Raw genomic sequence first — 23,961 nt, forward strand, 5'->3', positions numbered from 1 at the left:
CGACTTAAACCCAATTGAGCATTGGTGGCATAAAATCAAGACGGCTATTAGAAAAGAGCTACCAATATATGATTTTAACGTTCATCAAGCTGCTGATGCTGCTTTTCAGAACTTGTAACTATACCAGCGCGTAGCGCTATATAAGGTAGGGAACAGATTTATAGAAAGACAGGATACACCTGGGGAACTATCAGAAACCCTCAGAGGACACCATCGGCGCACCCAGGGGATGGTCTGGGGTGCAACGAGTACCAAACGCGGGACAGTCATGGGGTTTGCGGAACCCTTGCTTAAAAACGCCTGTAACAATTACTGCACAAGCGTTTAGCACTTATTCTCATTCAATTTTATCGTTATGAATCCTGTTGAAATATCTGCGGAATGTAGGGAAGAAGCACACCTGGTCACATTGGCAGTCGGTGGCGAAACGAGCCAAAGGTTCGTCTCGCCACTCCTTCTATCAGCCTAGACTAACAGTCTACTCGCCTGTTACGCTCAGTACGGAACGGGGGATCATGGGATGAACCGTCATCGGCTGCTGTCAATCCCTTCGGGGAGCTTAGAGAGGTCGGTGAGAATCCGACGGGAAGTCGTTAGTACCGCATGACGGCGTATCTTGCATAGGTTTGCAGAGATATTTTTTAGGGGTTGAAGATGGCAGAATCAATAAAATTTTCCGGCGAGGCACTTTTAGCCTTGGGGATTTGGATAACTGGACGGTTCACGGCGATCATCAGAGGTTCCGCCGCCTCTTCGGTTACAGGAGTTTGAGCCAACCGTGGCATAAACTGACTACCAGGGAGTATCCCAGAAAAGGCACTGACAAACATCGCGGCGATCGCAGCGCCACCCCAAACCATGGTGTTCCGTAGGCGGCGGCGATCAATGCGGGTAAACACCTGATTTGCCGTCTCTTGAGTGGTTACCTGAGTGGCAGGTACGGGGAGCTGATGCAACCCTTGGCGTAGCTTCATCAGTCGAGCATACAAGCGCTGGCTATTGGCATCATTTGCTAACCAATCTTGCACTTGATAGCGCTCGGCTGCTGTCACCTCACCATCGATGTAGGCACTGATGAGTTCAAAGCGATCGCGCTGTAGACTATCCATGTCTCTGGCAGCTTTTTGCCCGGAACAGTTATGAGCATCAAAATTAGAGTTCATTTTAGATCACCACCGAGTCTTCACTAGCGCTCAATTATGGATCGTTATCCTTTGTGACATCATCCCACACTGATATTGGACAATCTCTATTCGAGAGAGGGTATGGGTTTCCTTGGTCGTAATCTTATCAATTACGCTGTTGGCGTTTTATAGTGAGGAGATGCCGATCCCCACTGTTAAACTGTATTGGCTGATAAGGTGTGACTTTTACCGTTAACGTGCCAGCTTTTGCAGCTCGGCAAATAAGATAATAGTTGAAAGTTGACCTTAGCCAGGGTAACGCAAGACTTGAGTGAACGACTACACCCTTCATTCCATTGCTCTCAATCGTTTGGGATTACTCGAGCCAAGATGTTATATATCCCATCATAGAATGAACTTTGGTTTAGGGGAACAATTTCCCCATTCTAATCCGGAGACAATTAAACATCTAGATAGGGTTGCAGTTGAGATTGCAGTCTTGAGCGGGCTCTAGCGATACGCGACTTGACGGTTCCCAGGGATACGCCTGTAATTTCGGCAATCTCTTCATAAGCCATCCCTTCAATTTCTCGCAAGACAATAGTCGTGCGGAATGCTTCTGGCAAGTCTTTAATGGCTTCTCGTAGCTGGGCGTAGAATTCCCGCGTTGCCATATTGTCTTCCGGACTTGGACCATCAGCAGCAATTTCCCAATCCATCTCACCATCACCCATCCGACGCGGTGCATCCAGTGACAATGGCGGAGCTACCCGTTTGCGTTTACGCAGCTCGTCATAGAAAAGATTGGTCGTGATACGACTCAACCAACCCTTAAATTTGACGGGTTCCTTGAGGCGCTTAATATTCCGGTAAACTCTAATCCAAACTTCTTGCGCCAAGTCGGGTCTGTCCTGCCAATCTGGAGCCAGATGGTATAAAACCTTCTCCACATGGGACTGATATCGGCGTAGCAGTTCAGCAAAAGCAGCCCGGTCAGGAGTAATACCGTCCTGACAGCGCAAAATTAAATCGTAGTTCGAGAGTTTTTCTGGTTGCACCGTCACATTATTGGGTGTGACCTCAACCGGGGACCAGGATAGAGAAATCGATTGGCTCATGGATGGTAATGGGTGCTAGAACATCCTTACTTTTCACAGACGCCTGACTTCACGTAGAGTTCCCGCTTAGATTAGCAAAGGCTTGGTTGGGGTGAATAAACTAATTTTTAATTATCTCTATTCAAACTTACCAAGTACATCCTCCAAACGGGTAGTGTTTCCAGTCAAGTTCTAATATGGCATCTGGAAAAGCCTATCATCATTCTTCTAGAGGAAAGACATCCTATCCGGAAAAAAGGGTAAGACGGCTGCCAATGTCAAATATAAAGTGGTTTTGATAAGTTAGAGTTGCCTCGGTTGTGATAGCCTCCTAAGTCATTATGGGCGGAACCTTCTCACTAAAAACTAGCTTGATGCTGCTTTGCTTTGGGTCAGCAGGATTATTATTGTCAGTAGCTTGGCAACAACGTCAATCGATACCACTCCCCTCTGAAATTGCCCAATCGGTTCAGAGGACATTTTATGGAACGGAGGATGAGAACGACTTGGATTCACCTCAGCCACTGGGGAAGTATGGTGAATGGATAAGAGAGCGAATGGCACTTGATTGGAGATGGGGTTTAGATGCCCCTGTTCCCTTAGCCGGATTAATTCTACCTCATCCAGGTTCTTCTGAGCTAAACGCGATCGCGCCAGTATCACCTCTGATTCCCCATCTGAATCAGGCAATAGTCGCTTTGGATGTGCGATTAGTTGTGGATTTGAGTGATGCCAAGGTGTATAGTTACTGGGGAGAGCAAGAACTCGCCAGCTATCCAGTTGCTGTGGGTCAACCCGGTTGGGAAACGCCGACAGGTCGCTTCAAGGTTCTCCGCAAGCAGATCAACCCCATCTGGCGACAACCGATTACGGGCGACTTAATTCCGACTGGACCCGATAACCCCTTAGGCGATCGCTGGATCGGATTTTGGTCTGACGAACATCATCAGATTGGCTTTCATGGCACTAATGATGAAGATCTGGTTGGTAAGCCGATTTCTCACGGCTGCTTACGGATGCGAAATGCCGATATTCAGGCATTGTATAACCAAATTAAAGTGGGAACGCCTATCTTGGTAAGAAAGTGATTCGTCATTCGTCATTCGTCATTTGTGATAATTGAACGGTTAGGTCGGGGCGGGTTTAGTTATATCAGGGTGAAAACGAAACGTTAGTGGTAAAACCCGCCCCTACAAAAGATGTTTCATCGGAGGAGTCTCTGCTCCCCCCTGCTTCCCCTGCTTCCCCTGCTTCCCCTGCTCCCCCTGCGCCTCTAGGGACTTTTGAGATCAGATTTAGGTTCAAAGTTGGGGGCGTAATCTTGGAGTAAGGAACTCACCTGCTGGAACAGATCTTTACCGCTACCTCTACGAAGAGCTTGGCGTTCCGAGCCAAAATCGGGTCGATGCTGATTTTGCATGATCGCCGTATCAACTTGCTGAGTAATCAACTCTTGTAGTTCTTCTCTGGCTCGTTGACGTTGGTATTTTGCCCCTTCTTCTGTCGTAGCATACAGAGGTGGGAGTCGATTCAGAGCATAGGCGGCAATATCACCCACATCCAGCACCTGATCGCTGGTTGCTTCAATTTCTGCCACTTGCGCGATCGCTTCGGTGAGTACCAACTCCTCCATCACATTAATAAACTGCTTGCGCGGAACGGCGACGACTTCACCCGTCAACAGCGCTCCCATCAGGCGATCCAACGCCATATATTCTTCGATCGAAAGCTCTGAGGCTGTATCACAAATACGCCCAACCTCAGTTTCCATGACTGGGGTTAAGTAACCATCTTGCAGAGCTTGTTCTACGATTTTTTCAATACTCATGGTGTTGGATTGGATTGCCCATTCGTCGCTCAGATCAGGGGAGACTTACCAGAGTTTACCTTAAACAAAACCCATAAGTGCATAAGATGCAGGAAAACTTCAGAAAAACTTAAACCCTGTATTATTCAAGACCGTCAAATCTCCAGGGCACTGGATCTACAGCAATGCCATGAACATACAGTCCCCAGTGCAAATGCGGTCCCGTAGAAGCTCCCGTTGAACCCACTGTACCAATTCTTTGACCGGCTTGGACAAAATCTCCTTGTTGAACGTCGATTTGGTTTAGGTGTAGCATAATACTCAACACTCCTTGACCATGGTCAATTCCGACTGTATTGCCATGAACATTAAACCCCTGTGATTCTCGTCCCACTAACGCTACTCGTCCAGCAGCAGGGGCGACGACAGGTGAACCTGTTCCAGCTGCGTAGTCAACGCCTCGATGATAATAATCCTCGGCGAATACTCCGTTATAATAACGGCGCACGCCAAACACCGTAGACACTCGACCTGCATTAGGTCTGACCAACGGTCCATTCCAGAACTTTTGCGGCGTCACCAATGTTTTAAACTCAGCCACCCGATTCAGTTCCAGTTCTGTGGCGGATCGGTTGGCGCTACCCGATAGTCGGATACGCTGGGTGGGAAACGAGCGATTTTTCAGGAATACAGCCAAATTCCTCACCTCACCATCCCCAGTGACTTGAAATTCTAAACGTCCGGATTTATCCAGAGGAGTGGTTGGGAGTAAGGCGCGATAGCGATTGGCGGTGACAGGAAAGGCGGGATAAATTTTTTGCCCGATGGATACGCTTGGCGGTTGAGTCGTGGTTTCTGTGTCAATCATCACCGACAGCGTATCCCCTAACTGGGGAGTTTCTGGAGTCACCCGCACTTGCAGCGCGATCGCGGCTTGACTCTTGAGCGCCAAAACGGTTGCTAGACCTACAGTTAGGGCTGTACTTAACCGTCCTTTGATTCCCCAGGGTAAGGCAAGGAAATGTCGCGGAGTGACTGGAGGCGCTTGACTGGGAATTCCTGAACTCTGGGTGTTGAGTCTGGCTTTTTCAATGTCTTCAACCATTTAGCGTCTTGAACCTCAATTCAAACTGTTACCACAAAATCAGGCGATCGCACTCAAGGGGTAAGTTCTAACCGTTGAACTAAAATACATGATATCTGGAAATGCCAGTTTATCAAAAAGAGGGGGTTTGGGGGAGCGATAAAACCCCCTGTGTAATCTTTGATTCACGGGGGGATACATGGACCTCACAAGGGTAGGTTTTTTAAGGTTGGGGTTCAGGTTAGACTTGGAGGACAAGTGAACCAGTAGACAAGGAAGAGTGAGAACGAAAAATAGGGCGTTTCGGCTTTTTATCGTGTGGTTGACCGAACCGAATTCTGTACGGTTTTTCCCCCTTGTCTTCTTTCCTTCCTTGTCCCCCAAGTCTAGTCTCCACCCTTAAATAAAAAACCTACACCTGTCAGGGAGTTGGGGGTGAGTGAGGGTTGATTGCTCAATTCGCTGTCACCTTCCATTACATTTTTCGCTCCATCTGAGCAAAATGTTCTAATAGCAATCGGTGAATAAAAATATACCCGCCTCCTACCTTCTGTAAAAAAATCTGCTGCGTCGCATAATCGAGAAATCGCGCATAATTCCAGGGAATACAACCACTACAATAAAGCACTAACCGTAACGTAAAATGCTGAATGCAAGCAATCCCCGCAGGTGAAAACAACCCAAACAGCAATCCAATTACCGCGCCAAATAAAATTGGTAGCCCTACGATTTGCGCCAAACCGACCATAGCAACTACCCCAATTAAAGCAAAAATTAATGTATTTTGTGCCGACTGCCATATCCCTTGATTGGGAACGGTACTCGTCTCAATTCCACCTCCCGTTAATCCACGCAATAATACGAAAATTAATCCCGTTCCTATACCACTCAATCCATAAGTTAGCCCCTCAATTATCGCCTCCTGACTCGGCGCAATCAGCCAGAAAACGAGTCCACTGGTAAAACCAAATATTAATCCTACGGTTAACCCAATTCGCAACCCCGGTACTATATTTCGCTTTGCTTTTACCCATGACCATTTTAATGTTTCCACGGGTTCAATCTGATTCATAATCAGCGCCACAATTAACCCCGCCATTAACCCGCCACCGAGTCCCATAATTAATCCTGCCAATAGAGTAATTTCCCGCCAAAACATAAGCTCGACATTCAGCCCCCCACCTAACCCCATAATTAATCCCCCGATTAAGCCGACTCCTAGAGAATACAGCCATTTTTGCGCTTTAGTGTCTAACCAACTCGGCTGCAATCGCTCAATTAAAAAGACGGTTTCTGAGTCTTGATGCATTCGTTTTGCCAGCCAACTTAACCCGTTAATTACCTGCTCTTGACTATACTTGGCTTGACCCCGCCTGCGCTTAAACATCCGCTGAATGTACCGATCAAATAAGTGCTTCCGCCAGTCATCTAAACCACTCCTTTGCGGTAACTCATCTAGGGATATTCCCTGATACGCTAGGGTGATAATACTTAACATTAACGGGGATTGTGCCAAGTCTTGTAAGGTGCTATCCGATCGCAGAACTTGGCGCACGACTCTAAGTTGCGTCCCAGCACTGTTTAGATAGCGATCAATTTGGGCTAAGGTGAGCGGTTGCAGACAAATGGCGGCTTGTAAATTCAGACGCTGCTGTAGGGCTTGATAATCGCGAATTCGACTACAAACTACGAGTTCAGTTGTGCCATGTTCGCTACTAAATTGATTGATGGCGGTGACACAAGCCTCTCTTAATGTAATACTTACTTCGTCTAACCCATCCAATAAAAGTAACAGTTCTCCGGAATCAATCCAGGTTTGACCAATATCTTTCGATACTTGATATTTGGTATGCAGTTCGTTAACTAACCAGTCAGCAATGGTTTGCTTACCTCCCGTCCAAGAGGATAAATTAAAGACTACAGGAATCGGATGATTACTATCAATATCCGCCTGATCCAATAGATCGCGAGTTAATTCTAAAAGCGTCGTCGTTTTGCCACTTCCCGGTTCCCCTAAAATTAAGAGCGATCGCCCCTCGCCCATCGCCAGAAACTTGTCACTGACTTTGATTCCTGGTAATAGGGTTTGCTGGAATTCCCCGGAACCCTCCCAAACCAATTCCCAAGGGCGTTCGACTAAATCGAGACGTTCTTCTAATCCCAGTTCAATTAAGACGCGACCATGTAACGAGGTTTCTAATACCCCTTTAATCCAATAGTTTCTCACTTTATTGAGTAATATGTGGCGAAACTGTACATCCTGGCGTGTCTGTTTCGGTTTGGGTTTGGATGGATAACTTTGGGGTGAATAGGTTCTATTTTCTGAGGATACAGGTTGAATTAAATAACTGGGTACGGGGTCAGTAATATTTTTTAACGACAGATCCCCTAAAAATGTGGTGGGTAACTGTAAATGATTTTTGATCAAATCATAAACAATCTGAGAAATACAAATTCCTCCCGGTTGCGCCTTTCCTTCTAAACGGGCGGCAATATTCACCCCATTACCCATGACATCCCCTTCACTGACAAAGACATCGCCTAAGTGAATGCCAATCCGATGTAAAATGATATCATTCTCTGATAAAGCTTGGGCAGATTGAGCCAGGGATTGCTGAATTTCGATGGCACAATCCACCGCCAAAACCGCACTGGGAAAATACATCAACAAGCCATCCCCAGTAGACTTAATCGTCTGTCCAGAAAACTGCTGACATAATCGCCGCATTAACTCTAAATCCCGGTGAATTAAGTCCAGAGTATGTTCTTCATCCGCCGACATTCTGGCACTAAACCCCACACCATCGGTAAACGCGATCGCGGCTAGGGTGCGCTGAGTTTGAAGCTGAGACGGTAAACTGTTTACAGTTCTCATGGGACGGGGTAAAGGTTGACTAGGAAAGGGGATTGTCGCACTAGACGGTAAGGCGGCGATCGCGTCTAATACCTCTCTCACATTGTCATAGCGATCGCGGATATCTTGACACACCATTTTCGCTAAAATGTTATGAAACAATGAAGATTCGGCTACCTGATCTCGCCACAGTATCTCACCCGTTTTCGGATCAGTTGGCAAGTGATGGGGTAATACCCCAGTTAAAGCTTGAATCCCCAACATTCCCACCGCATGAATATCGCTACTAAAACGCGGTTTTCCCGCACATTGTTCCGGAGGCATATAACCGGGCGTACCAATAGCAATTGTCACCTCTGTTGGGGAACTTGTTGCCGTACTCACCTGTTTAACCGTGCCAAAGTCAATTACAATAATCTTGCCATCTGCTGCCCGTCGAATTAAATTTGAGGGTTTAATATCCCGATGAATCACCTGATGTTGATGAACAAAATTTAAGATTTCTAAGATATCCCAGACTAACCGGATCGCCTGCATCTCATCCAATCGGCGTCCAGCCGCTAACTCGTGACGTAAATCATCCCCTTCAATATGTTCTTGAACTAAATAAAATTGCTGATTATCTTCAAAATGGGCTAAAAGCTGGGGAATTTGCTCATGATTCCCCAATTGATACAAAACCCGTGCCTCAGTATCAAATAGGCGGCGAGACGCCTCTAACACAGAGGAATTCACCACCTGCGGCTTCAGTTGCTTAACCACACAATAAGGATATCCAGGTAAATCGCGATCGCGTGCCAGGTAGGTTTCGCCAAACCCTCCACGCCCCAACGGTTGGATAATTTCATAACGCCCACGTAGTCGTGTCCCAATCATAAGATTTGTGTAGACTCTCAGCAGGTTTTACTGACGGCACAAGTGATATAATTCTGCCATAGCCCCTCGAAAAAGCTCATTCCGTCTCAATCCTAACTCCAACAAGATTTGCTTAACATTCCGCTGCCATTTCCACACATCATATTAAGAAAAATGAACATTCAATCCCTAGGTTTTTCCGTCAACGGCTTCACGGCTGCCGGAGTCGTATTGACTACAATCCTTACTACCCTACCCACATCGGTTCAAGCCATCAACTTAGTCACTCAACGCACAGCTTTAAACGGGAATGACTCTGTTGAATGGTCGAGTTTAGGCAGAGTCTTTCCTGCTGCGATCTTACCGAGTTCCTTTAACGCCACCTCTAACCAGGGCTTAGGGCTAAATGTCCAAATCCCACCGCCTACACCTGGCATTACACAGCCATTAGTCTTTCAAACCTTGCCCCCACCCCATGGCATTCCCACCAACTTTGCTCCCAGCGATTTTATCCTGTTTACAGGCTTTAATCCAGGTCTTTTTCCCTCTCCTGGCAATCCAGGTCCATTAACTATTACCTTTGATACCCCTGTCAAAGGCGCTGGAACTCAGATAGCTGTAGACGATACATTTTCCTTCACAGCATTTGTCACTGCCTTTGACTCCAACGATACCTTACTGGGAAGTTTTTCAGTACCTGGAACATCGTCGATAGAGTTGGATAATTCAGCCGCGTTTCTTGGTATACTCAGCGACAAACCGAATATCAAGCGCGTCGTTTATAGTAGTTCTGAGGCAGATCGCGCTCTGGGAATCAACACCCTTAGCCTGAACACAGTTCCTGTTCCTGAACCCAGTAGTATTGCCGCACTAGGACTTTTTGGTTTGGGTGCATTTGCCTTTACGAGCAAAATGACGAAAGACAAATGACAAATGACAAATGACATAAACGAAGGACTAATAACAAATCTCTGGACATCGGCTGATCACGCGCTATCTTATTTAGAGCGATCGGATAATCTCCCCCATCGCCAAGAAGGTGAAGCCGTTGTCTTAGAAGAGGTTCCCAAAACCGCCAAACGTATCCTCGATTTAGGTACCGGAGACGGACGCCTTTTGGCACTGCTGAAAATTGACCGCCCCTATGCCAAAAGTATCGCGATCGATTTTTCGCCCACGATGCTTGATTCTGCCAAACAACGCTTTGCTGGGGATGAGACAGTAACAATCATCGCCCATGATTTAGATCATCCCTTGCCAGAGTTAGGTATATTTGACGCGATCGTGTCTAGCTTTGCGATTCATCACCTAAGTCATGAACGCAAGTATTCCCTCTATGCTGAAGTCTTCAACATACTAGAACCCGGTGGTATTTTTTGTAACTTAGAACACGTCGCCTCTCCCACACCAGCACTCCATGAACATTTCCGCGCTTGCATGGGGATTGCTGACAAACCAGACGATCCCTCGAATAAAGTATTGGATGTAGAAACTCAACTGAAATGGCTACGAGAAATTGGTTATACTGATGTGGATTGTTATTGGAAATGGCTGGAACTGGCGCTTCTGATTGGTAGAAAACCGAATACAACAGAAAAGCAATAGCAAATCCTTGAAGTAGAGACGCGCCATGGCGCGTCTCTACACTAGTCGGACATGGTGTGTAGGGGCGGGTTTTACCAATACAGTTCAGGAGACAACCCCTACCTTAACTAAACCCGCCCTTGCTGAAGGTTAAATGTCAAGTGAACTCCTCTATCTTCCTCATCTTCCTCATCTTCTACATCTCCCCTATCTCCCTGATCAACTGTGAAACGTTAGAAGCATTTACTGATTCCACACTTCATCAATCGGTGGTGGTTCAGGGGGTAGGGGGCGTGATGAAAGGGGCTTTTCGTTCGTCTCCGAGGACTGATTTAAAGCGTGCATCGGATTGTTACCCCGGATAGTCCCCACCCAATTATTTTGATTTTGGGGTGTCACTGTGGATAAAGCATTGCCTCGATCCAGCAAATAACTCAGATGATGTAGCCCTTCACACAACCGATGTAAATGGGCGCAACGATACTCCGCCGCTTGCCAATCTCCAGCTTCTAAGGCTTCAGCGTATCCGCGCTGTAAAGCTCTAATGAGTCTGAGTTGGGTTTCAATGATGGGATAGTTTAGAGTCATTCCTTTGGCTTATGTTCACAATTGTACTTGGTACATACCCCCTGATGCGCTAATCGCTTTGGACTAGATTTCTATACTGATCGCGGTTCTTACTCGTTACGATGAAATACACCAATTTATCCCCCATCCCTTATCTCTCATGCTTTTCCTGTGAGCGGAGTGTACCTCATCGAATTGCGAACCGCTATATCCTGACTCAATCATAACCTAATAACTATTGGTCATATCAATGATTTGATTCAATTTATCTTATGGATAAAACATCATCATTTGATAGATTTCACCTGTTGCAGGGAAAACGAAGATTTCTGTCAATGAGTTATTGTACTTATGGGATAATTGAGCTGTTGTCATACTCACGACGCATCAAGCAAGCTACGCTCTGGATTTCTTATCCCTGAAGATAAATCTATTAAGTTATCGCTACGTTTAATAACTCCAAGATATAAATCAATTAGAGAATAATAATGCCATCGAAAATACTCTAGCTTGACCTGGATACGAGGTTGAGGACTATCATAAACGAGGAACATCGACTTCTGAGGGCTTGTGTTTAACTTCGATCTATTCCATCGTTCAGAACTTTATCGGTTGTAGCCGGATGATTTTTATCGATTCATCTAAAAATTAAAAACTATCTGATCTATTCTTTGCTGAGAGAGATTTAAGGCGGCATAATAAAGCCAGTGGGATGGCTAATACTATACCATCTTTATCAATGTTAAACCTAACCTCTGATCTCGAATGCAGCGAGTTGTCTTTTGTGACTTCGACGGTACGATTACGGCAGTAGAAACCTTTGCCGGGATGTTAAATGATTTTGCGCCTGAGTTATCTGCCCAAGTGATGCCCGAACTCTATGCCAAACGGCTAACGCTACGGGAAGGTGTGCGCCGCGTCCTAGAATCAATTCCGTCCTCTCGATATCCAGATATCCTCACCTATACCCAATCTAAACCGATTCGCCCCGGTTTAGTGGAATTCCTCGATTTTCTGGACGATCGCGGCGTGCCGTTTGTGGTGGTTTCCGGGGGATTGCGCGGTATGGTGGAGACGGTGTTGGGTCGAGAAAAGCGGGGAGGAACGTCGCTGCTAGAACGAGTGGCGGCGGTTTATGCTGTAGATGTGGATATCAGTGGTGACTATCTCCAGCCATTGTCCGAGTTTGAGGGGGATAGCGAATTGGTTGCCAAAGTTCAGGTGATGGCACAACACCCAGCAGACGAACAGATTGCGATCGGGGATTCGGTAACGGATTTTAACATGGCATTGCACGCCTCTGTCGTCTTCGCCCGCGATCGCCTCAGCCAGTATCTCGATGAACGTCAAAAGCCTTACCTACCCTGGAATGACTTTTTTGAGGTGCGTCAACAGCTATCCCAGCTTTGGGGAGATAGCTAAGGGGAAGCAGGGGGAGCAGGGGAAGCAGGGGGAGCAGGGGAAGCAGAGGGAGCAGGGGGAGCAGGGGAAGCCGAGGGAGCAGGGGGAGCAGGGGAAGCCGAGGGAGCAGGGGGAGCAGGGGAAGCAGAGGGAGCAGGGGAAGGAGAGGGAGCAGGGGGAGCAGGGGAAGCCGAGGGAGCAGGGGGAGCTTCTTAGAGAAGTCGGGGATCTTTCGGAGATATACTGTAAAGTTTTGTCAAATAAACTTTGCCAAAACTTTATTGAAAAACTGATTCAGCTTCATCGAATTGAAAAAATAACATTCATATAATGAAATAGTTTATTGAAAAACATCCAACTAGGAGTTGCACCATGGTCTATCAACAAAACGATCGCGTAAAAATCATCAAAGGGTCTCTCAAAGGTCATACCGGAAAAATCGCCTCTTGTAGCCATGAAGGTAGCTACTTTATTACCCGAGACTTAACCCATCAAAACATCGGTTCATCCAACCTATACGGACCCCTTCTTGGCGACGAAATTTCACCCTTATCCTATTAAATTGACTTCACAAGAGACAAGGCGAAAACGGGGGGAGAATAAACTTTACCCCCTTGATCATTTGGGTATTTTTTCCTTTGAACCTTTTCCCCTTAAGCCTTCTGCCTTTGGCGATAAGTCCTAGCCAAGGGTTAGTAACTGGGGTTTAAACATCATCGCCAGACCAAAGAATAGCATAAATAGTCCTCCAACCAGTTTCAGCACTCTCCCTTGGTTTTCAGTAAGTCGAGTGGACTTAAACGAATAGATAAAGTTGCCTAAAATAGCCAACAGCGGAATAACGTAAATTGCCGCATATAAACCTGTCCACGAGAGATGACACAAGCCAATTGTATCGGAGCAGTACTGTAGCAGCGCCGTCATGTAAACCGCAGGCAGAATCGCTGTACAGCCAAGTTCGACAATATTGACAAAGATGGCTAACAGAACCGTCCCACCTAATGCCGCCAGAAACATCTTGCGATCGCCTTTAGCATTTCTCAGGTTTCTGACAATTATTCCCGCTCGTTTATTTATCGTTGACTGTTGTTTTTTCGAGAGGGATAAGGAGATAGATTTTTTGAACCAAAAATAATCCTTGATATTGATCAGACCCGCCCCGGTAATCAGAATTCCCAGAATTTGCATAAATCGAACGCCATAGTTTTCTAGGAAGACTGAACCCGCCAAGACCATCAGCATGATAAAGATAAAATACATCACCGCTGATGTGATAATAAAGGTTGTCCCCACCAAGGTCATATCCTTGCGACTGCGGGTATAGGTGAGTAACGACAGCAGAATGACTAAAACCGTGAACGCACAGGGATTAAAGCCATCGGCAAGGGCAATGGTAGAGACAAATAGAGGGAAGGGAAGCCCTTGGGCAAAGGTTTTAATTACCACATCAGGGGTGAGGGCAAGAAATACAAAGAGACTGATGATCGTTGTTGCCAGCAACCCGCCAATCCAATAGCGTTTAGCTTGTCGTTTCTCAAGGGCTTTTTGCAAAAACGGATAACTACAGAGATACCAGAACGGGATTAAAAAGACCTGCCACGGGGAGCTGGTCTTAGTTTGTTGCTGTTGATCAGTTGTGGGTAAATTGATGGGAGAGCCGACGGCTGTTTCTATCGCTGCAATAATTTGATTTTTGTAGCCGATATACGCTTGATGAACTGGAGTGTATTCCAAGGGTCCTTCGGCTTCACTATAGCCAATGAACATTTTATCCCCAACCACAGTCCTGGGAACCGCGCCGGACGGAATTCCCTGGGCTTTGCGGAATTCCTGCCATTCCCTGGGATTGTCGTTAACCTCAAGCGACGTAACCTCAACATTTTTATTGTGTTGATCGATATAAGTCATTAACGGCTTTTGCTCAAGGCAATGGGGGCAGGTTTTGCTGTGGAAGAAATAGACATCGACGACATCATCACTAGCCTGGGCAACGGACTGAAAGGAGGTCACGAATACCAGACCAACCATGATGATAAAGGACAGGATCAGTCGGCGGTAAGATTTAACCATCATTTTTTAGCGTCCTTTTTAGATGAGGAGAAATTTAGAAGACGATACTTCTACTGTAAATCCATCACCGGGCGAGGAGCTGCCCTTAGAAAAAAGACGTAATAGTTCTATCTTGACAGGATGGGCATGATGTTTTAGTGAACGCTATTTAGAACCTTCTGCCCTCTACCATCTGCTCTCTGGCTTATCCGATGGTTGCCCATCGTTCAGACCCCAGCAATACCAACGGTTTCCAGAGTTCTTTGTTAGTGTCAGGCATTGTAAACCTGAAATATTTCTAAAATCTGTCGAAAGATCGTTGCTGATGGTGTAAAACAATTGTCAAGATACTGTATAAGTAAGAAAAGCTAATTTTTGAACAAACGTAAAACGGAGGGATCACAATGGTTTACAAGCAACATGAACTCGTGCAAATCACCAAAGGCTCTTTAAAAGGTCACACGGGAAAAATCGCGGCTTCCAGCCATGATGGAATCTACTTTATCCAAGGAAACTGGAATAGTCACGAAACGGGTGCTTCCAATCTGTACGGACCCCTGTTAGGAGACGAAATTACATCAGTGGCGAACTATTAAGCCTCAACTGCTCCTATAGCAGCAGAGGAGTGACGAATTGGTCATAATTCCTTGATTACCTCGATTAATCTAAACGTTTTCAGACCCCTCAATTTATACAGACAACTGAAATACAGACAACTGAAAGGGTGCAGCCTAAACCGGGTTGCACCTTTGTCATGTAGAGACGTTGCATGCAACGTCTCTACAACCCCTATTCCCTTTTTCTTTATTTTTGAGGACGAAATTGCTGTTCGACAAGTTGTACAATAGTTTTTCTGGGAAAGAATCGGGGCAGATTAACGATAAAATTATTTTGCCACCGCCCTGTTACTACCGTACAATCATCAGCATCTAGAGCCTGGAGAATTTCCTGAACCACTACCTCCGGGGAATCGGCTTGTTGCTGTTTTAAACTATCAGGAGCATATTGGGCAAAATTCGCCGTGGTGAAAAAGTTCGTTTCCGTTGGTCCAGGACAAGCTGCCAGAATTTTAACACCCGTGTGCTGATTTTCTGCCCAAAGCGCCTCACTGAAACTAAGAACAAAGGCTTTAGTTGCTGAATAGATGGATAGATACGGGAGCGGTTGAAACCCAGCCAATGAGGAGAGGTTAATAATACTTCCAGAACCTCGTTGTTGCATCTGGGGGAGAACGTGATAAGTCAAGTCTACCAACGCCAGGATATTAAGCTGAATCATCTCTAGCTGTTTACGCCGAGACGTCTGACTAAAGGTACCGTAGTCGCCAAACCCAGCATTATTAATCAGTAAATCGATGGAAATATTTTTCTGATTGACTATTTCAAAGACGTGTGGGACGGCATCAGGTGCGGTAAGATCTTGGGGAATAACATCAACTTGAATCCCATAGGTGGCTTGTAAATCTTGGGCAAGTTGCTGTAGTTTGTCTTGGGAACGAGCCACAATCACTAAATCGGTTTGCCGTTTAGCGAGTTCCTGAGCAAATGCAGCTCCCAGTCCTGCCGACGCTCCAGTAATTAAAGCAGTGGACATTAATGTTCTATTCTTTTTAGAGATGTTTAGGTTACCATTCTTAACCTAATTTCTAGTTTAACGTATTGCCACTAAAATGGTGTATCAAAGCAGGAACTCAGCCTCAAGGAATAGTTTACAATTCATTGTGGTTGATTAAACAAATAAAGTCTATAATTTATAGTCGTACAAAAATATCGACCTTTATTTTAATTGCGAATGTCCCGATTGAACAAAAGATTTTCAGTTTTGATCGTAGTATTGCTGACGGTGATTTTTACTGTAGCCTGGGGAATTCACCGTCCAGTGACTGGAGACGATCGCACAGAGATTCTTTGGGATACCTGGGGCGTTCCGCATATTTACGGCAATAATACAGAGAATTTATTCCAGGCGTTTGGCTGGGCGCAAGCGGCGAGTCATGGCAATCTTATTCTACAGCTATACGGACAGGCACGGGGTAAAGCCGCCGAGTATTGGGGTCAAGACTATTTGGACTCAGATAAGTATGTCCGCACTATGGGTATTCCCGCCAGGGCGCAGGAATGGTACGAAGCGCAAGATCTGACGATGCGGCGTTATCTGGATAGCTTTGCGGCGGGGATTAATCGGTATGCCTCTGAACATGATGACCAAATTGACGATAAGGTCAAGGTGGTGTTGCCCGTGGATGGGGTGGATGTATTGGCACATCTGCAACGGGTGACTCATTTTAACTTTGTGGTGAATCCCCAGCGTTTGGAATCGTTGAAATCGGGGGATTCCAAAGCGGGTTCCAATGGGTGGGCGATCGCACCGTCTCATTCGGCGAGTGGGAATGCTATGCTACTGGCGAATCCCCACTTACCCTGGTCAGATTTTTACCTGTGGTATGAAGCCCAGTTAACCGCCCCAGGGATTGATGCGTATGGGGCGGCTTTGGTGGGAATGCCGATGTTATCCATTGGGTTTAATGATTACTTGGGTTGGACAGCCACAGTAAACACTCATCGGGGTTGGACGGCTTATGAACTCACCCTAGCTGATGGGGGGTATGAGTTGGATGGGCAAGTTCGCCCCTTTGCAACCGAAACCCAAACCCTAAAGGTAAAGCAGGAGAATGGGACATTAGCGGAACAGGAATTGGTGATTCGGCAGTCGATTCATGGTTCTGTAGTTACGCAACCAGAAGGGAATGCGATCGCGTTGCGGGTGGTGGGGTTAGATCAACCTCAATTAATGGCACAGTTGTGGGATATGATGCGATCGCGTAATCGCCAAGACTTTGAGACAGCCGTCGCCCGTTTGCAACTGCCCATGTTTACCATTCTGTATGCTGACCGAGATGGGCATATTTTACATATATTTAATGGTCAAGTGCCAGTGCGTTCTCAGGGAGATTGGCAGTATTGGCAAGGTGTGGTTCCCGGCGATACCTCCGAAACCTTATGGACAAGGTATCATCCCTATCAAGATTTACCTCGCATCCTTGACCCAGAAACGGGTTGGTTACAAAATGCCAATGATCCACCCTGGACGACTACATTCCCCCAAGCGATTAACCCTGATGATTATCCGCCCTATATGGCACCCCAATCGATGAATTTTCGCGCCCAGCGATCGGCAAAAATGTTGATAGGGGAGAATTCAATTAGTTTTGAGGAGATAATTGCCCGGAAATTCTCCTCGCGTCTAGAATTGGCAGATCGGATACTCGATGACTTAATTGCTGCAACACGACAGTCGGGGGACGAGTTAGTTAATGAAGCAGCGAATGTGTTAGTCAACTGGGATCGACAGGCAAATGCAGACAGTCGAGGAACGGTTTTGTTTGCCACTTGGGTACAATTAATGCCGAATACGAATCAGTTTGCTACAGGTTGGAACCCTCAATCGCCTCTGACTACCCCTGATAGTTTGGCAGATCCGGTGGCGGCGGTGGAGGTTTTAGCAGAAGCCGCCGCTAGGGTTAAAGCCGGGTATGGCAGGTTAGATGTCCCTTGGGGTGAGAGGGCGCGATTAAAGTATGGGGACGTGGATTTACCGGGAAGTGGCGCTTCTGGGCAGTTGGGCAGTTTCCAGGTGATTGATTTTGCACCCATGAATGAGACGACGTTTAAATCAGTAGCTGGGGATAGTTATATTGCCGCGATCGAGTTTTCTGATCCAGTTAAGGCAAGGGTACTCACGGTTTATGGCAATGCCACACAACCGGGTTCTAGGCATATTGGTGATCAGTTACCCTTGTATGCCCGCAAAGAATTGCGATCGGTTTGGCGGACTCGTCAGGACATTGAGGCAAATTTGGAATCGCGGACGGTGTTTGAAATAAGGTAGAGGGGTTTTTGCAGGTGATCGTTTCAGCCGTCAAGAATTATATCATGTCCGGTTGAATACCCATAATTACGGTGAGGGTGAGTAGGGGCTTGGTTTCCAAGCCCCTACATTAGTATTGAACCGGACATAAGGAGAAACCGAAAAATGGATCAAATTTTGCCGAAACTGCTGTGGATGAATACAGCGATCGCGTTTTGGGTAGTGTGGGCTGGAACTGTTACGGCACAAGAGGTTGAGGTGCAAGGGTGTGGGGGTGCGGGGGAGTTTTGTGTTTTAGAGGAAACCTTAGAGAGTCCAGAAACAGTAGGGAATGAGTCGAGTGATCCGACTGAGAAGCGTTTAGACCCAATTAATCAGTACGGGGATAATAATAGCTTAGGTCAAGTGACGAATGTTTCCCAGTTGCGGGATGTACAGCCCAGTGATTGGGCATATACCGCCTTGCGATCGCTGATCGAACGATATGGCATACTCACAGGGTATCGCGATCGTACATTCCGGGGCAATCGGTCAATGACTCGCTACGAGTTCGCCGCCGGATTACGTCAGGCTTTAGATCAAATCCAATCCTTAATTGCCAGGGGAGGCGATGTTCCTTCCGCAGACTTAGCCACACTCGAACAGTTAACTAATAAATTTGTTTTAGAACTCTCCCTGCTACGGGGTGATGTAGACGCCTTAACCGCCCGAACTCGAGAACTGGAACTGACCCAATTTTCGACAACAACTCAACTGGATGGAGAAGTGATTATTGGCGCGGCAGGGATTGTTTCTGAGGATGATACTGTTACCACATTGGGACATCGTACCCGCTTAAATTTAGACACCAGTTTCACGGGTCAAGATTTACTGCGAACCCGACTGCAAGCGGAAGGATTAGGGCGTCTGGAACGTCGCACAGGGACACCGGAAGGGGAACTATCTTTTACTGGGGCTAGGGATAGTGACTTAGAGATTGATGCTTTATTGTACCGTTTCCCGATCGGGAATCAGACGCAAGTCGTCATCGCGGCGAATGCTGGGGCGGCGGATGACTTTACGGATACAATTAACCCTTACCTGGATGGGGATGGCGCGAGTGGGGCGGTATCTCGCTTTGCTACTCGTGCGCCGATTTATTATTTAGTTAGTGGGGCGGGTGTCGGGGTAAGACACGCAATAAATGATCAGTTAGAAGTCAGCTTAGGCTATTTAGCTGGGAATGGCGGAAACCCCGAACCCGGTAACGGCTTATTTGATGGGGCTTATGGCGCATTAGCCCAAGTCAAATTTGAGATTCGCGATCGCGCCACGATTGGCTTGACCTATGTTAATGCGTATAACCAAGACTGGCAAGTCGGCAGTCAGGATACTAATTTAGTCAATCAATTAGACTTACCCGTTGTCACTAATTCCGTTAACCTAGCGGCTTCCGTACAACTTAATCCTCGATTTGTGGTTGGAGGATGGGCGGGTTATACCAAAGCCAATGTTATCGACGAAGGGGATGCTAATTTGTGGTATTGGGCGCTAACATTAGCCTTACCGGATTTCGGCAAAACTGGCAATCTCGGCGGATTTATTATCGGGATGGAACCCAAAGTTACCGGGAGCGATGGTTTGAAGAATTTAGGCATTGATGATCCGAGTACCTCCCTACATCTAGAAGCATTCTACCAGTATAAGTTAACCGATAATATTACAATTACACCAGGGATAATTTGGTTAACTGCACCGGATCATAATAGCGATAACGATGATACATTTATTGGCACAATACGAACCACATTGCAATTTTAAAGTGGCGGGATTGTAGGGGCGCAAAGACTTGCGCCCGATTCAATGGTCAAATCTAATCCACAATTTTAGCTGTGTCAGTCCAGTATAAATCGTAGGGTGGGTTAGTTGGAGCCAAAGCACCATTAAATAAAGGGCGGGTTTTGTTGGTCAGTTATCGGAAACCCGCCCAATTGAGTCCCTAAACCCGCCCCTACAATGACCTATTTATTGGAGCCAAAGCGCCATTAAATAAAGGGCGGGTTTTGTTGTTCAGTTATCGGTAATTAGCCCAATTGAGTCCCTAAACCCGCCCCTACAATGGATTAATAAATTCTGAATTGGAGCGCGATCGCACTAACCAGTCTAACTCGTAGCCCCTGATCAGGTGGAAGGATTTGTACAATATAATTTAAGATTGCTATAGTAAATACCTATCTATACTAACTATTCTATGCGTTTATCCACGATTAAAACCCTGCCTTTAGCCACCCGCTTTACAACTATCGCTCTAGTTATCCTGCTATGTCTCAGCAATTCCGTGCAAGCCGCCAAGGATCAAGATGTAGAAAAGCTCTTAGATGAAGGAGAATGTCCGACTTGTAATCTGCGGGGAGTACGTTTGAGGAAGCGGAATCTCAGGGGGTTCAATATTGAAGGCGCTAACTTAGTTGAAGCCGATTTAAGAGAAGCTGACTTACGGGAAGCCCGACTTTCTGGGGCAAATTTAGAGGATGCAGATCTGCGGAATGCTATACTCACTAACGCTAATTTATTTCGTGCCAAACTTCTTAAAGTTAATCTACAAGAGGCGAATTTAGAAGACGCTCATCTCCAGAATGCTAATTTACAATTTGCAGATTTGCGGAAAGCGAACCTGATGAATGCTTCATTACAGAATGCTAATCTGACTCGTACCAATTTACAGGAAACCGATTTAAGACAGGCTAAATTAGCCAATGCATCTCTAGAAGGAGCCAATCTCGGTGACGCTAATTTAGAAGGAACCTCATTAAGAGGGGTAAACCTCAAAGGCGCTAACTTAGAAAATGCCAAGTTATTTCGCACCGATTTAAGGGGAACCCAATTTAATAGTCAAACCGTTATAAATGACAAATGGTTATTTGTTTGGGAGTTGGTTAATCAAGGAATTGCCGGACAAGCGTTAGCGGGGGCGGATTTGTCAGGTGCGAATTTAGAAGGGTTGAATTTGGAAAACGCAAATTTAGAAAATGCCAATTTAGCTGAAGCGTATTTATTTATTGTCAACTTACGAGGCGCTAATCTTCAAGGTACTCAGTTGACTAATACTGAATTGCGCTATGCTGACCTGAGTAATGCCGATTTAACAAATGCCAACTTAAGAAATGCCGAACTCGGAAATGTTAATTTAGCTGGAGCTAATCTAGAAAATGCTAATCTGAGAACTGCCAAAATTAATGAAGAGACTACCCTTGACCCCAAATGGCGTTTGGTTTGGGAAATTGTGAATCAAGGGGCTGAGGAACGTGAACTACGGGGTGCTAATTTATTTAATGCTAATTTAAACGGAGCAAATTTTCGCAATGTGAATCTGAGTGGTGCGAGTCTATACAATTCTGACCTTCAAAACACGAACTTTGAGGAAGCAACCTTGTTTCAAGCCGATTTAAGTAATGCTAATTTAGCGGGGGCAAATTTGCAGAAGGCAAATCTACAAGAGGCAAATTTCAGGGGGGCGAATCTAGAGGGGGCTAATCTTAACCAAGCGAACCTCTGTAACGCCATTCTGCCCGATGGGACACAACAATCTTGTGAATAAGCGAAGCGCTTCGATACATAACCGATAAGACGGTGCGTTAATGGCAGCATCTGAAGGTGGGGAGGGCGGGTTTTGTTGTTAAATTATCGGTAGGTATCAAAATTAAACGGCTAAACCCGCCCCTACATGCTTATGACTTTATTTTGTATCGAAAATTTACACATTGCCTATCCAACTAATCCGGGATATTGGGCGGTGGATGATGTCTCATTTACCCTAAATCCTGGAGAACGATTGGGATTGGTGGGAGAGTCGGGGTGTGGTAAATCTACTCTGGGACGCGCCGCGATGCGGTTATTACCAACAGCAACAAAAATTGAAGGACAAATTAAATTTAAAGGACAGTCTGTTTTTGAATTGAACCCAACTCAACTGCGCCAGCTTCGCGGGGAAGTAGTGGCGCTGGTATTTCAAGATCCAATGACACGCCTTGATCCGTTGATGACAATTGGGGATCATTGTCTAGAAACCTTACAAGCGCATCAACCTCAGTTATCGCGTTTTGAGTGTAAGCAAAAGGCAATTGAAACCCTAGAAGCGGTGAAGATTCCCGCCAACCGTTGGTCCCAGTATCCCCATGAATTTAGTGGCGGAATGCGGCAACGAGTCGCGATCGCACTCGCCCTTTTACTCAATCCTAAGATGATTGTCGCGGATGAGCCAACCACAAGTCTAGATGTCACCGTCTCCGCCCAAATCTTACAGGAATTGACGCGACTTTGCCAAGAACGGGAGATGGCGCTGTTGTTAATTTCCCATGACTTGGCAATGGTAGGGGAATACTGCGATCGCGTGGCGGTGATGTATGGGGGCAAACTGGTAGAAATGGGGGCAGTTGGGGACATTTTGCACCACCCTGAACATGAGTATACGCGATCGCTCCTGCAAGCGGCGCTGCTTATGCAAACGGTGAATGATGGGGAACAATGTAGAGACGTTGCATGCAACGTCTCTACGCCATCGGAGAAGAATCTGCCAACACCGATTCTCCGAGTGCAAAATTTAAAGCAGTATTTCACCTTAGAACAAAATTTTATTGCCCAATTCTTGTCCCGCGAACCTCAACTGATCAAAGCGGTGGATGAGGTTAGTTTTGACCTGTATCCGGGTCAGGTTTTGGGATTAGTGGGAGAATCAGGATGTGGAAAAAGTACACTATCGCGCACCATTTTGCAACTGATTCCGCCTACCTCTGGTATTGTGGAATTTCAAGGCATTAATTTAACCCAACTGAACCGGAAATCCCTGCGGGATATGCGGCGACATATTCAAATGATTTTTCAAGATCCCTTGGCTTGTCTAAATCCTTTGATGACAGTGGGTGATAGTATTGCTGATCCTTTATTTATTCACCATCTGGCGACAGCAACAGAAGCGAAACATCAGGTGATGGAGATGCTAGAACGGGTGGGATTAACGCCTCCAGAAGACTACTACCACCGCTATCCTAAGGACTTATCCGGAGGACAACAGCAACGAGTCGCGATCGCACGAGCGTTGATTACCCATCCCAGTTTGATTATCTGTGATGAACCCGTGAGTATGTTGGATGCAACTGTGCAGACGCAGGTACTGGAATTAATGCGATCGCTAAAACAGGAGTTTGAGTTAACCTATTTATTTATTACCCATGATCTCTGGGTAGCTCGGTTTTTCTGTGACGCGATCGCGGTGATGAATCAGGGTAAAATTGTGGAAATGGCAGAAACGGAAGACTTATTTACCAATCCCCAGCATCCTTATACCCAAACCTTATTACAAGCCGCTCCATTACTGGCAGTGTAGGGGCGGGTTTTACTACTAAGCTGTTTGGCATTTAAACCTTAATATCAATAATGGCACAATCCTTGTAGTGCGTTTAGCGAAGCCATGCCGCAGGCTTTGCATCTTGCTCGCTACTAATACCCAATTTAAATGCATTACTACTATCGTTTCGGTTACACCCAGAAGTAACTAGGGGCTGCTGAATAAGTGTTGTGGTGAGGGGGAGCTGGGGAAGCTGGGGAAGCTGGGGGAGCTGGGGGAGCAAGGGTACATTTTCCCTGAGTAAGGTGATGCCATACTTATGAAGGATGCTACCCCATTTCCTTGCACT

Annotated in this window: 19 protein-coding genes and 1 pseudogene; 10 read left to right on the forward strand and 10 right to left on the reverse strand. The window is 46.2% G+C overall.

The genetic code is table 11. From position 1 onward, the window contains the following. Positions 1 to 190: 190 nt before the first annotated feature. The 3 genes and pseudogenes from RIB93_RS31715 to RIB93_RS31725 all read right to left on the reverse strand — a co-directional run. Positions 191 to 289 (reverse strand): annotated as a pseudogene (locus tag RIB93_RS31715) (hypothetical protein); the annotation flags it as partial. 352 nt (positions 290 to 641) lie between these two features. Further along, positions 642 to 1,163, reverse strand: coding sequence for an anti-sigma factor family protein (locus RIB93_RS31720; protein WP_446379164.1), 522 nt, complete (start codon positions 1,161 to 1,163; stop codon positions 642 to 644). 422 nt (positions 1,164 to 1,585) lie between these two features. After that, positions 1,586 to 2,242 carry a sigma-70 family RNA polymerase sigma factor gene (locus RIB93_RS31725; protein WP_446379166.1) on the reverse strand — a complete coding sequence of 219 codons (657 nt, stop codon included), beginning with the start codon at positions 2,240 to 2,242 and terminating at the stop codon, positions 1,586 to 1,588. A 386-nt stretch (positions 2,243 to 2,628) separates the two neighbouring features. Between RIB93_RS31725 and RIB93_RS31730 the strand changes: the two genes are divergently transcribed. Beyond that, the gene (locus RIB93_RS31730) at positions 2,629 to 3,309 is read left to right on the forward strand and encodes a L,D-transpeptidase (protein ID WP_446379168.1); all 681 of its coding nucleotides are present in this window, start codon (positions 2,629 to 2,631) and stop codon (positions 3,307 to 3,309) included. Positions 3,310 to 3,494: 185 nt separating this feature from the next. Here RIB93_RS31730 and RIB93_RS31735 read toward each other — a convergent pair whose 3' ends face one another. From RIB93_RS31735 to RIB93_RS31745, 3 genes are all read right to left on the reverse strand, one after another. Then, a complete protein-coding gene (locus RIB93_RS31735; RefSeq protein WP_446379170.1) occupies positions 3,495 to 4,049 on the reverse strand; it encodes a late competence development ComFB family protein in 555 nt (184 codons plus the stop codon). Positions 4,050 to 4,170: 121 nt separating this feature from the next. After that, the gene (locus RIB93_RS31740; protein ID WP_446379172.1) at positions 4,171 to 5,133 is read right to left on the reverse strand and encodes a M23 family metallopeptidase; all 963 of its coding nucleotides are present in this window, start codon (positions 5,131 to 5,133) and stop codon (positions 4,171 to 4,173) included. A 454-nt stretch (positions 5,134 to 5,587) separates the two neighbouring features. Then, positions 5,588 to 8,842, reverse strand: coding sequence for a protein kinase domain-containing protein (locus RIB93_RS31745; RefSeq protein WP_446379174.1), 3,255 nt, complete (start codon positions 8,840 to 8,842; stop codon positions 5,588 to 5,590). Positions 8,843 to 8,995: 153 nt separating this feature from the next. Here RIB93_RS31745 and RIB93_RS31750 point away from each other — a divergent pair, with 153 nt between their 5' ends. Both RIB93_RS31750 and RIB93_RS31755 read left to right on the forward strand, forming a co-directional pair. Then, entirely contained in the window at positions 8,996 to 9,751 is a 756-nt protein-coding gene (locus RIB93_RS31750; RefSeq protein WP_446379176.1) for a hypothetical protein, read from the forward strand. Between the two features lie 3 nt (positions 9,752 to 9,754). Beyond that, positions 9,755 to 10,426 (forward strand): class I SAM-dependent methyltransferase, encoded by a 672-nt coding sequence (locus tag RIB93_RS31755; protein WP_446379178.1) that lies wholly within the window; start codon positions 9,755 to 9,757, stop codon positions 10,424 to 10,426. Between the two features lie 222 nt (positions 10,427 to 10,648). Here RIB93_RS31755 and RIB93_RS31760 read toward each other — a convergent pair whose 3' ends face one another. Then, on the reverse strand, positions 10,649 to 10,993 hold the full coding sequence (locus RIB93_RS31760; RefSeq protein ID WP_006098037.1) for a hypothetical protein: 345 nt from the start codon (positions 10,991 to 10,993) through the stop codon (positions 10,649 to 10,651). 744 nt (positions 10,994 to 11,737) lie between these two features. Here RIB93_RS31760 and RIB93_RS31765 point away from each other — a divergent pair. Further along, positions 11,738 to 12,394, forward strand: coding sequence for an HAD-IB family phosphatase (locus tag RIB93_RS31765; protein ID WP_446379180.1), 657 nt, complete (start codon positions 11,738 to 11,740; stop codon positions 12,392 to 12,394). Further along, positions 12,351 to 12,704 carry a hypothetical protein gene (locus tag RIB93_RS31770; RefSeq protein WP_446379182.1) on the forward strand — a complete coding sequence of 118 codons (354 nt, stop codon included), beginning with the start codon at positions 12,351 to 12,353 and terminating at the stop codon, positions 12,702 to 12,704. Before RIB93_RS31765 ends, RIB93_RS31770 begins: the two co-directional genes overlap by 44 nt. Positions 12,705 to 13,054: 350 nt before the next feature. On the opposite strand, the gene RIB93_RS31775 is transcribed toward RIB93_RS31770, so the two are convergent. Beyond that, on the reverse strand, positions 13,055 to 14,446 hold the full coding sequence (locus tag RIB93_RS31775) for a glutaredoxin family protein (protein ID WP_446379184.1): 1,392 nt from the start codon (positions 14,444 to 14,446) through the stop codon (positions 13,055 to 13,057). A 380-nt stretch (positions 14,447 to 14,826) separates the two neighbouring features. On the opposite strand from RIB93_RS31775, the gene RIB93_RS31780 reads away from it, so the two are divergent. Next, a complete protein-coding gene (locus tag RIB93_RS31780; protein WP_446379186.1) occupies positions 14,827 to 15,018 on the forward strand; it encodes a hypothetical protein in 192 nt (63 codons plus the stop codon). Positions 15,019 to 15,226: 208 nt separating this feature from the next. Here the strand turns inward: RIB93_RS31780 and RIB93_RS31785 are convergent, their stop codons facing one another. Then, positions 15,227 to 16,015 (reverse strand): SDR family NAD(P)-dependent oxidoreductase, encoded by a 789-nt coding sequence (locus RIB93_RS31785; RefSeq protein WP_446379188.1) that lies wholly within the window; start codon positions 16,013 to 16,015, stop codon positions 15,227 to 15,229. Between the two features lie 198 nt (positions 16,016 to 16,213). Between RIB93_RS31785 and RIB93_RS31790 the strand changes: the two genes are divergently transcribed. The 4 genes from RIB93_RS31790 (at position 16,214) to RIB93_RS31805 (ending at position 23,651) form a co-directional block, all read left to right on the forward strand. Further along, complete coding sequence (locus RIB93_RS31790; RefSeq protein ID WP_446379190.1) at positions 16,214 to 18,310, forward strand: acylase; 2,097 nt, start codon at positions 16,214 to 16,216, stop codon at positions 18,308 to 18,310. A 144-nt stretch (positions 18,311 to 18,454) separates the two neighbouring features. Further along, positions 18,455 to 20,089, forward strand: coding sequence for an iron uptake porin (locus RIB93_RS31795; RefSeq protein WP_446379192.1), 1,635 nt, complete (start codon positions 18,455 to 18,457; stop codon positions 20,087 to 20,089). Positions 20,090 to 20,519: 430 nt separating this feature from the next. Further along, on the forward strand, positions 20,520 to 21,866 hold the full coding sequence (locus RIB93_RS31800; protein WP_446379194.1) for a pentapeptide repeat-containing protein: 1,347 nt from the start codon (positions 20,520 to 20,522) through the stop codon (positions 21,864 to 21,866). A gap of 126 nt (positions 21,867 to 21,992) precedes the next feature. Next, positions 21,993 to 23,651 (forward strand): dipeptide ABC transporter ATP-binding protein, encoded by a 1,659-nt coding sequence (locus RIB93_RS31805; protein WP_446379196.1) that lies wholly within the window; start codon positions 21,993 to 21,995, stop codon positions 23,649 to 23,651. Positions 23,652 to 23,724: 73 nt separating this feature from the next. Here RIB93_RS31805 and RIB93_RS31810 read toward each other — a convergent pair. Further along, positions 23,725 to 23,961 (reverse strand): hypothetical protein (locus RIB93_RS31810; RefSeq protein ID WP_446379198.1); only part of this gene is annotated, 237 nt, incomplete at its 5' end.

Origin of the sequence: Coleofasciculus sp. D1-CHI-01, from assembly GCF_040218875.1 — a bacterium.
GTDB lineage: Bacteria > Cyanobacteriota > Cyanobacteriia > Cyanobacteriales > Coleofasciculaceae > Coleofasciculus.

Bases quoted from the DNA above. Each gene is read 5' to 3' on its own strand.
- RIB93_RS31720 (WP_446379164.1), bottom strand. From the start codon at position 1,163: ATGAACTCTAATTTTGATGCTCATAACTGTTCCGGGCAAAAAGCTGCC.
- RIB93_RS31725 (WP_446379166.1), bottom strand. From the start codon at position 2,242: ATGAGCCAATCGATTTCTCTATCCTGGTCCCCGGTTGAGGTCACACCC.
- RIB93_RS31735 (WP_446379170.1), bottom strand. From the start codon at position 4,049: ATGAGTATTGAAAAAATCGTAGAACAAGCTCTGCAAGATGGTTACTTA.
- RIB93_RS31740 (WP_446379172.1), bottom strand. From the start codon at position 5,133: ATGGTTGAAGACATTGAAAAAGCCAGACTCAACACCCAGAGTTCAGGA.
- RIB93_RS31745 (WP_446379174.1), bottom strand. From the start codon at position 8,842: ATGATTGGGACACGACTACGTGGGCGTTATGAAATTATCCAACCGTTG.
- RIB93_RS31750 (WP_446379176.1), top strand. From the start codon at position 8,996: ATGAACATTCAATCCCTAGGTTTTTCCGTCAACGGCTTCACGGCTGCC.
- RIB93_RS31755 (WP_446379178.1), top strand. From the start codon at position 9,755: ATGACAAATGACATAAACGAAGGACTAATAACAAATCTCTGGACATCG.
- RIB93_RS31760 (WP_006098037.1), bottom strand. From the start codon at position 10,993: ATGACTCTAAACTATCCCATCATTGAAACCCAACTCAGACTCATTAGA.
- RIB93_RS31765 (WP_446379180.1), top strand. From the start codon at position 11,738: ATGCAGCGAGTTGTCTTTTGTGACTTCGACGGTACGATTACGGCAGTA.
- RIB93_RS31775 (WP_446379184.1), bottom strand. From the start codon at position 14,446: ATGATGGTTAAATCTTACCGCCGACTGATCCTGTCCTTTATCATCATG.
- RIB93_RS31780 (WP_446379186.1), top strand. From the start codon at position 14,827: ATGGTTTACAAGCAACATGAACTCGTGCAAATCACCAAAGGCTCTTTA.
- RIB93_RS31785 (WP_446379188.1), bottom strand. From the start codon at position 16,015: ATGTCCACTGCTTTAATTACTGGAGCGTCGGCAGGACTGGGAGCTGCA.
- RIB93_RS31790 (WP_446379190.1), top strand. From the start codon at position 16,214: ATGTCCCGATTGAACAAAAGATTTTCAGTTTTGATCGTAGTATTGCTG.
- RIB93_RS31795 (WP_446379192.1), top strand. From the start codon at position 18,455: ATGGATCAAATTTTGCCGAAACTGCTGTGGATGAATACAGCGATCGCG.
- RIB93_RS31800 (WP_446379194.1), top strand. From the start codon at position 20,520: ATGCGTTTATCCACGATTAAAACCCTGCCTTTAGCCACCCGCTTTACA.
- RIB93_RS31805 (WP_446379196.1), top strand. From the start codon at position 21,993: ATGCTTATGACTTTATTTTGTATCGAAAATTTACACATTGCCTATCCA.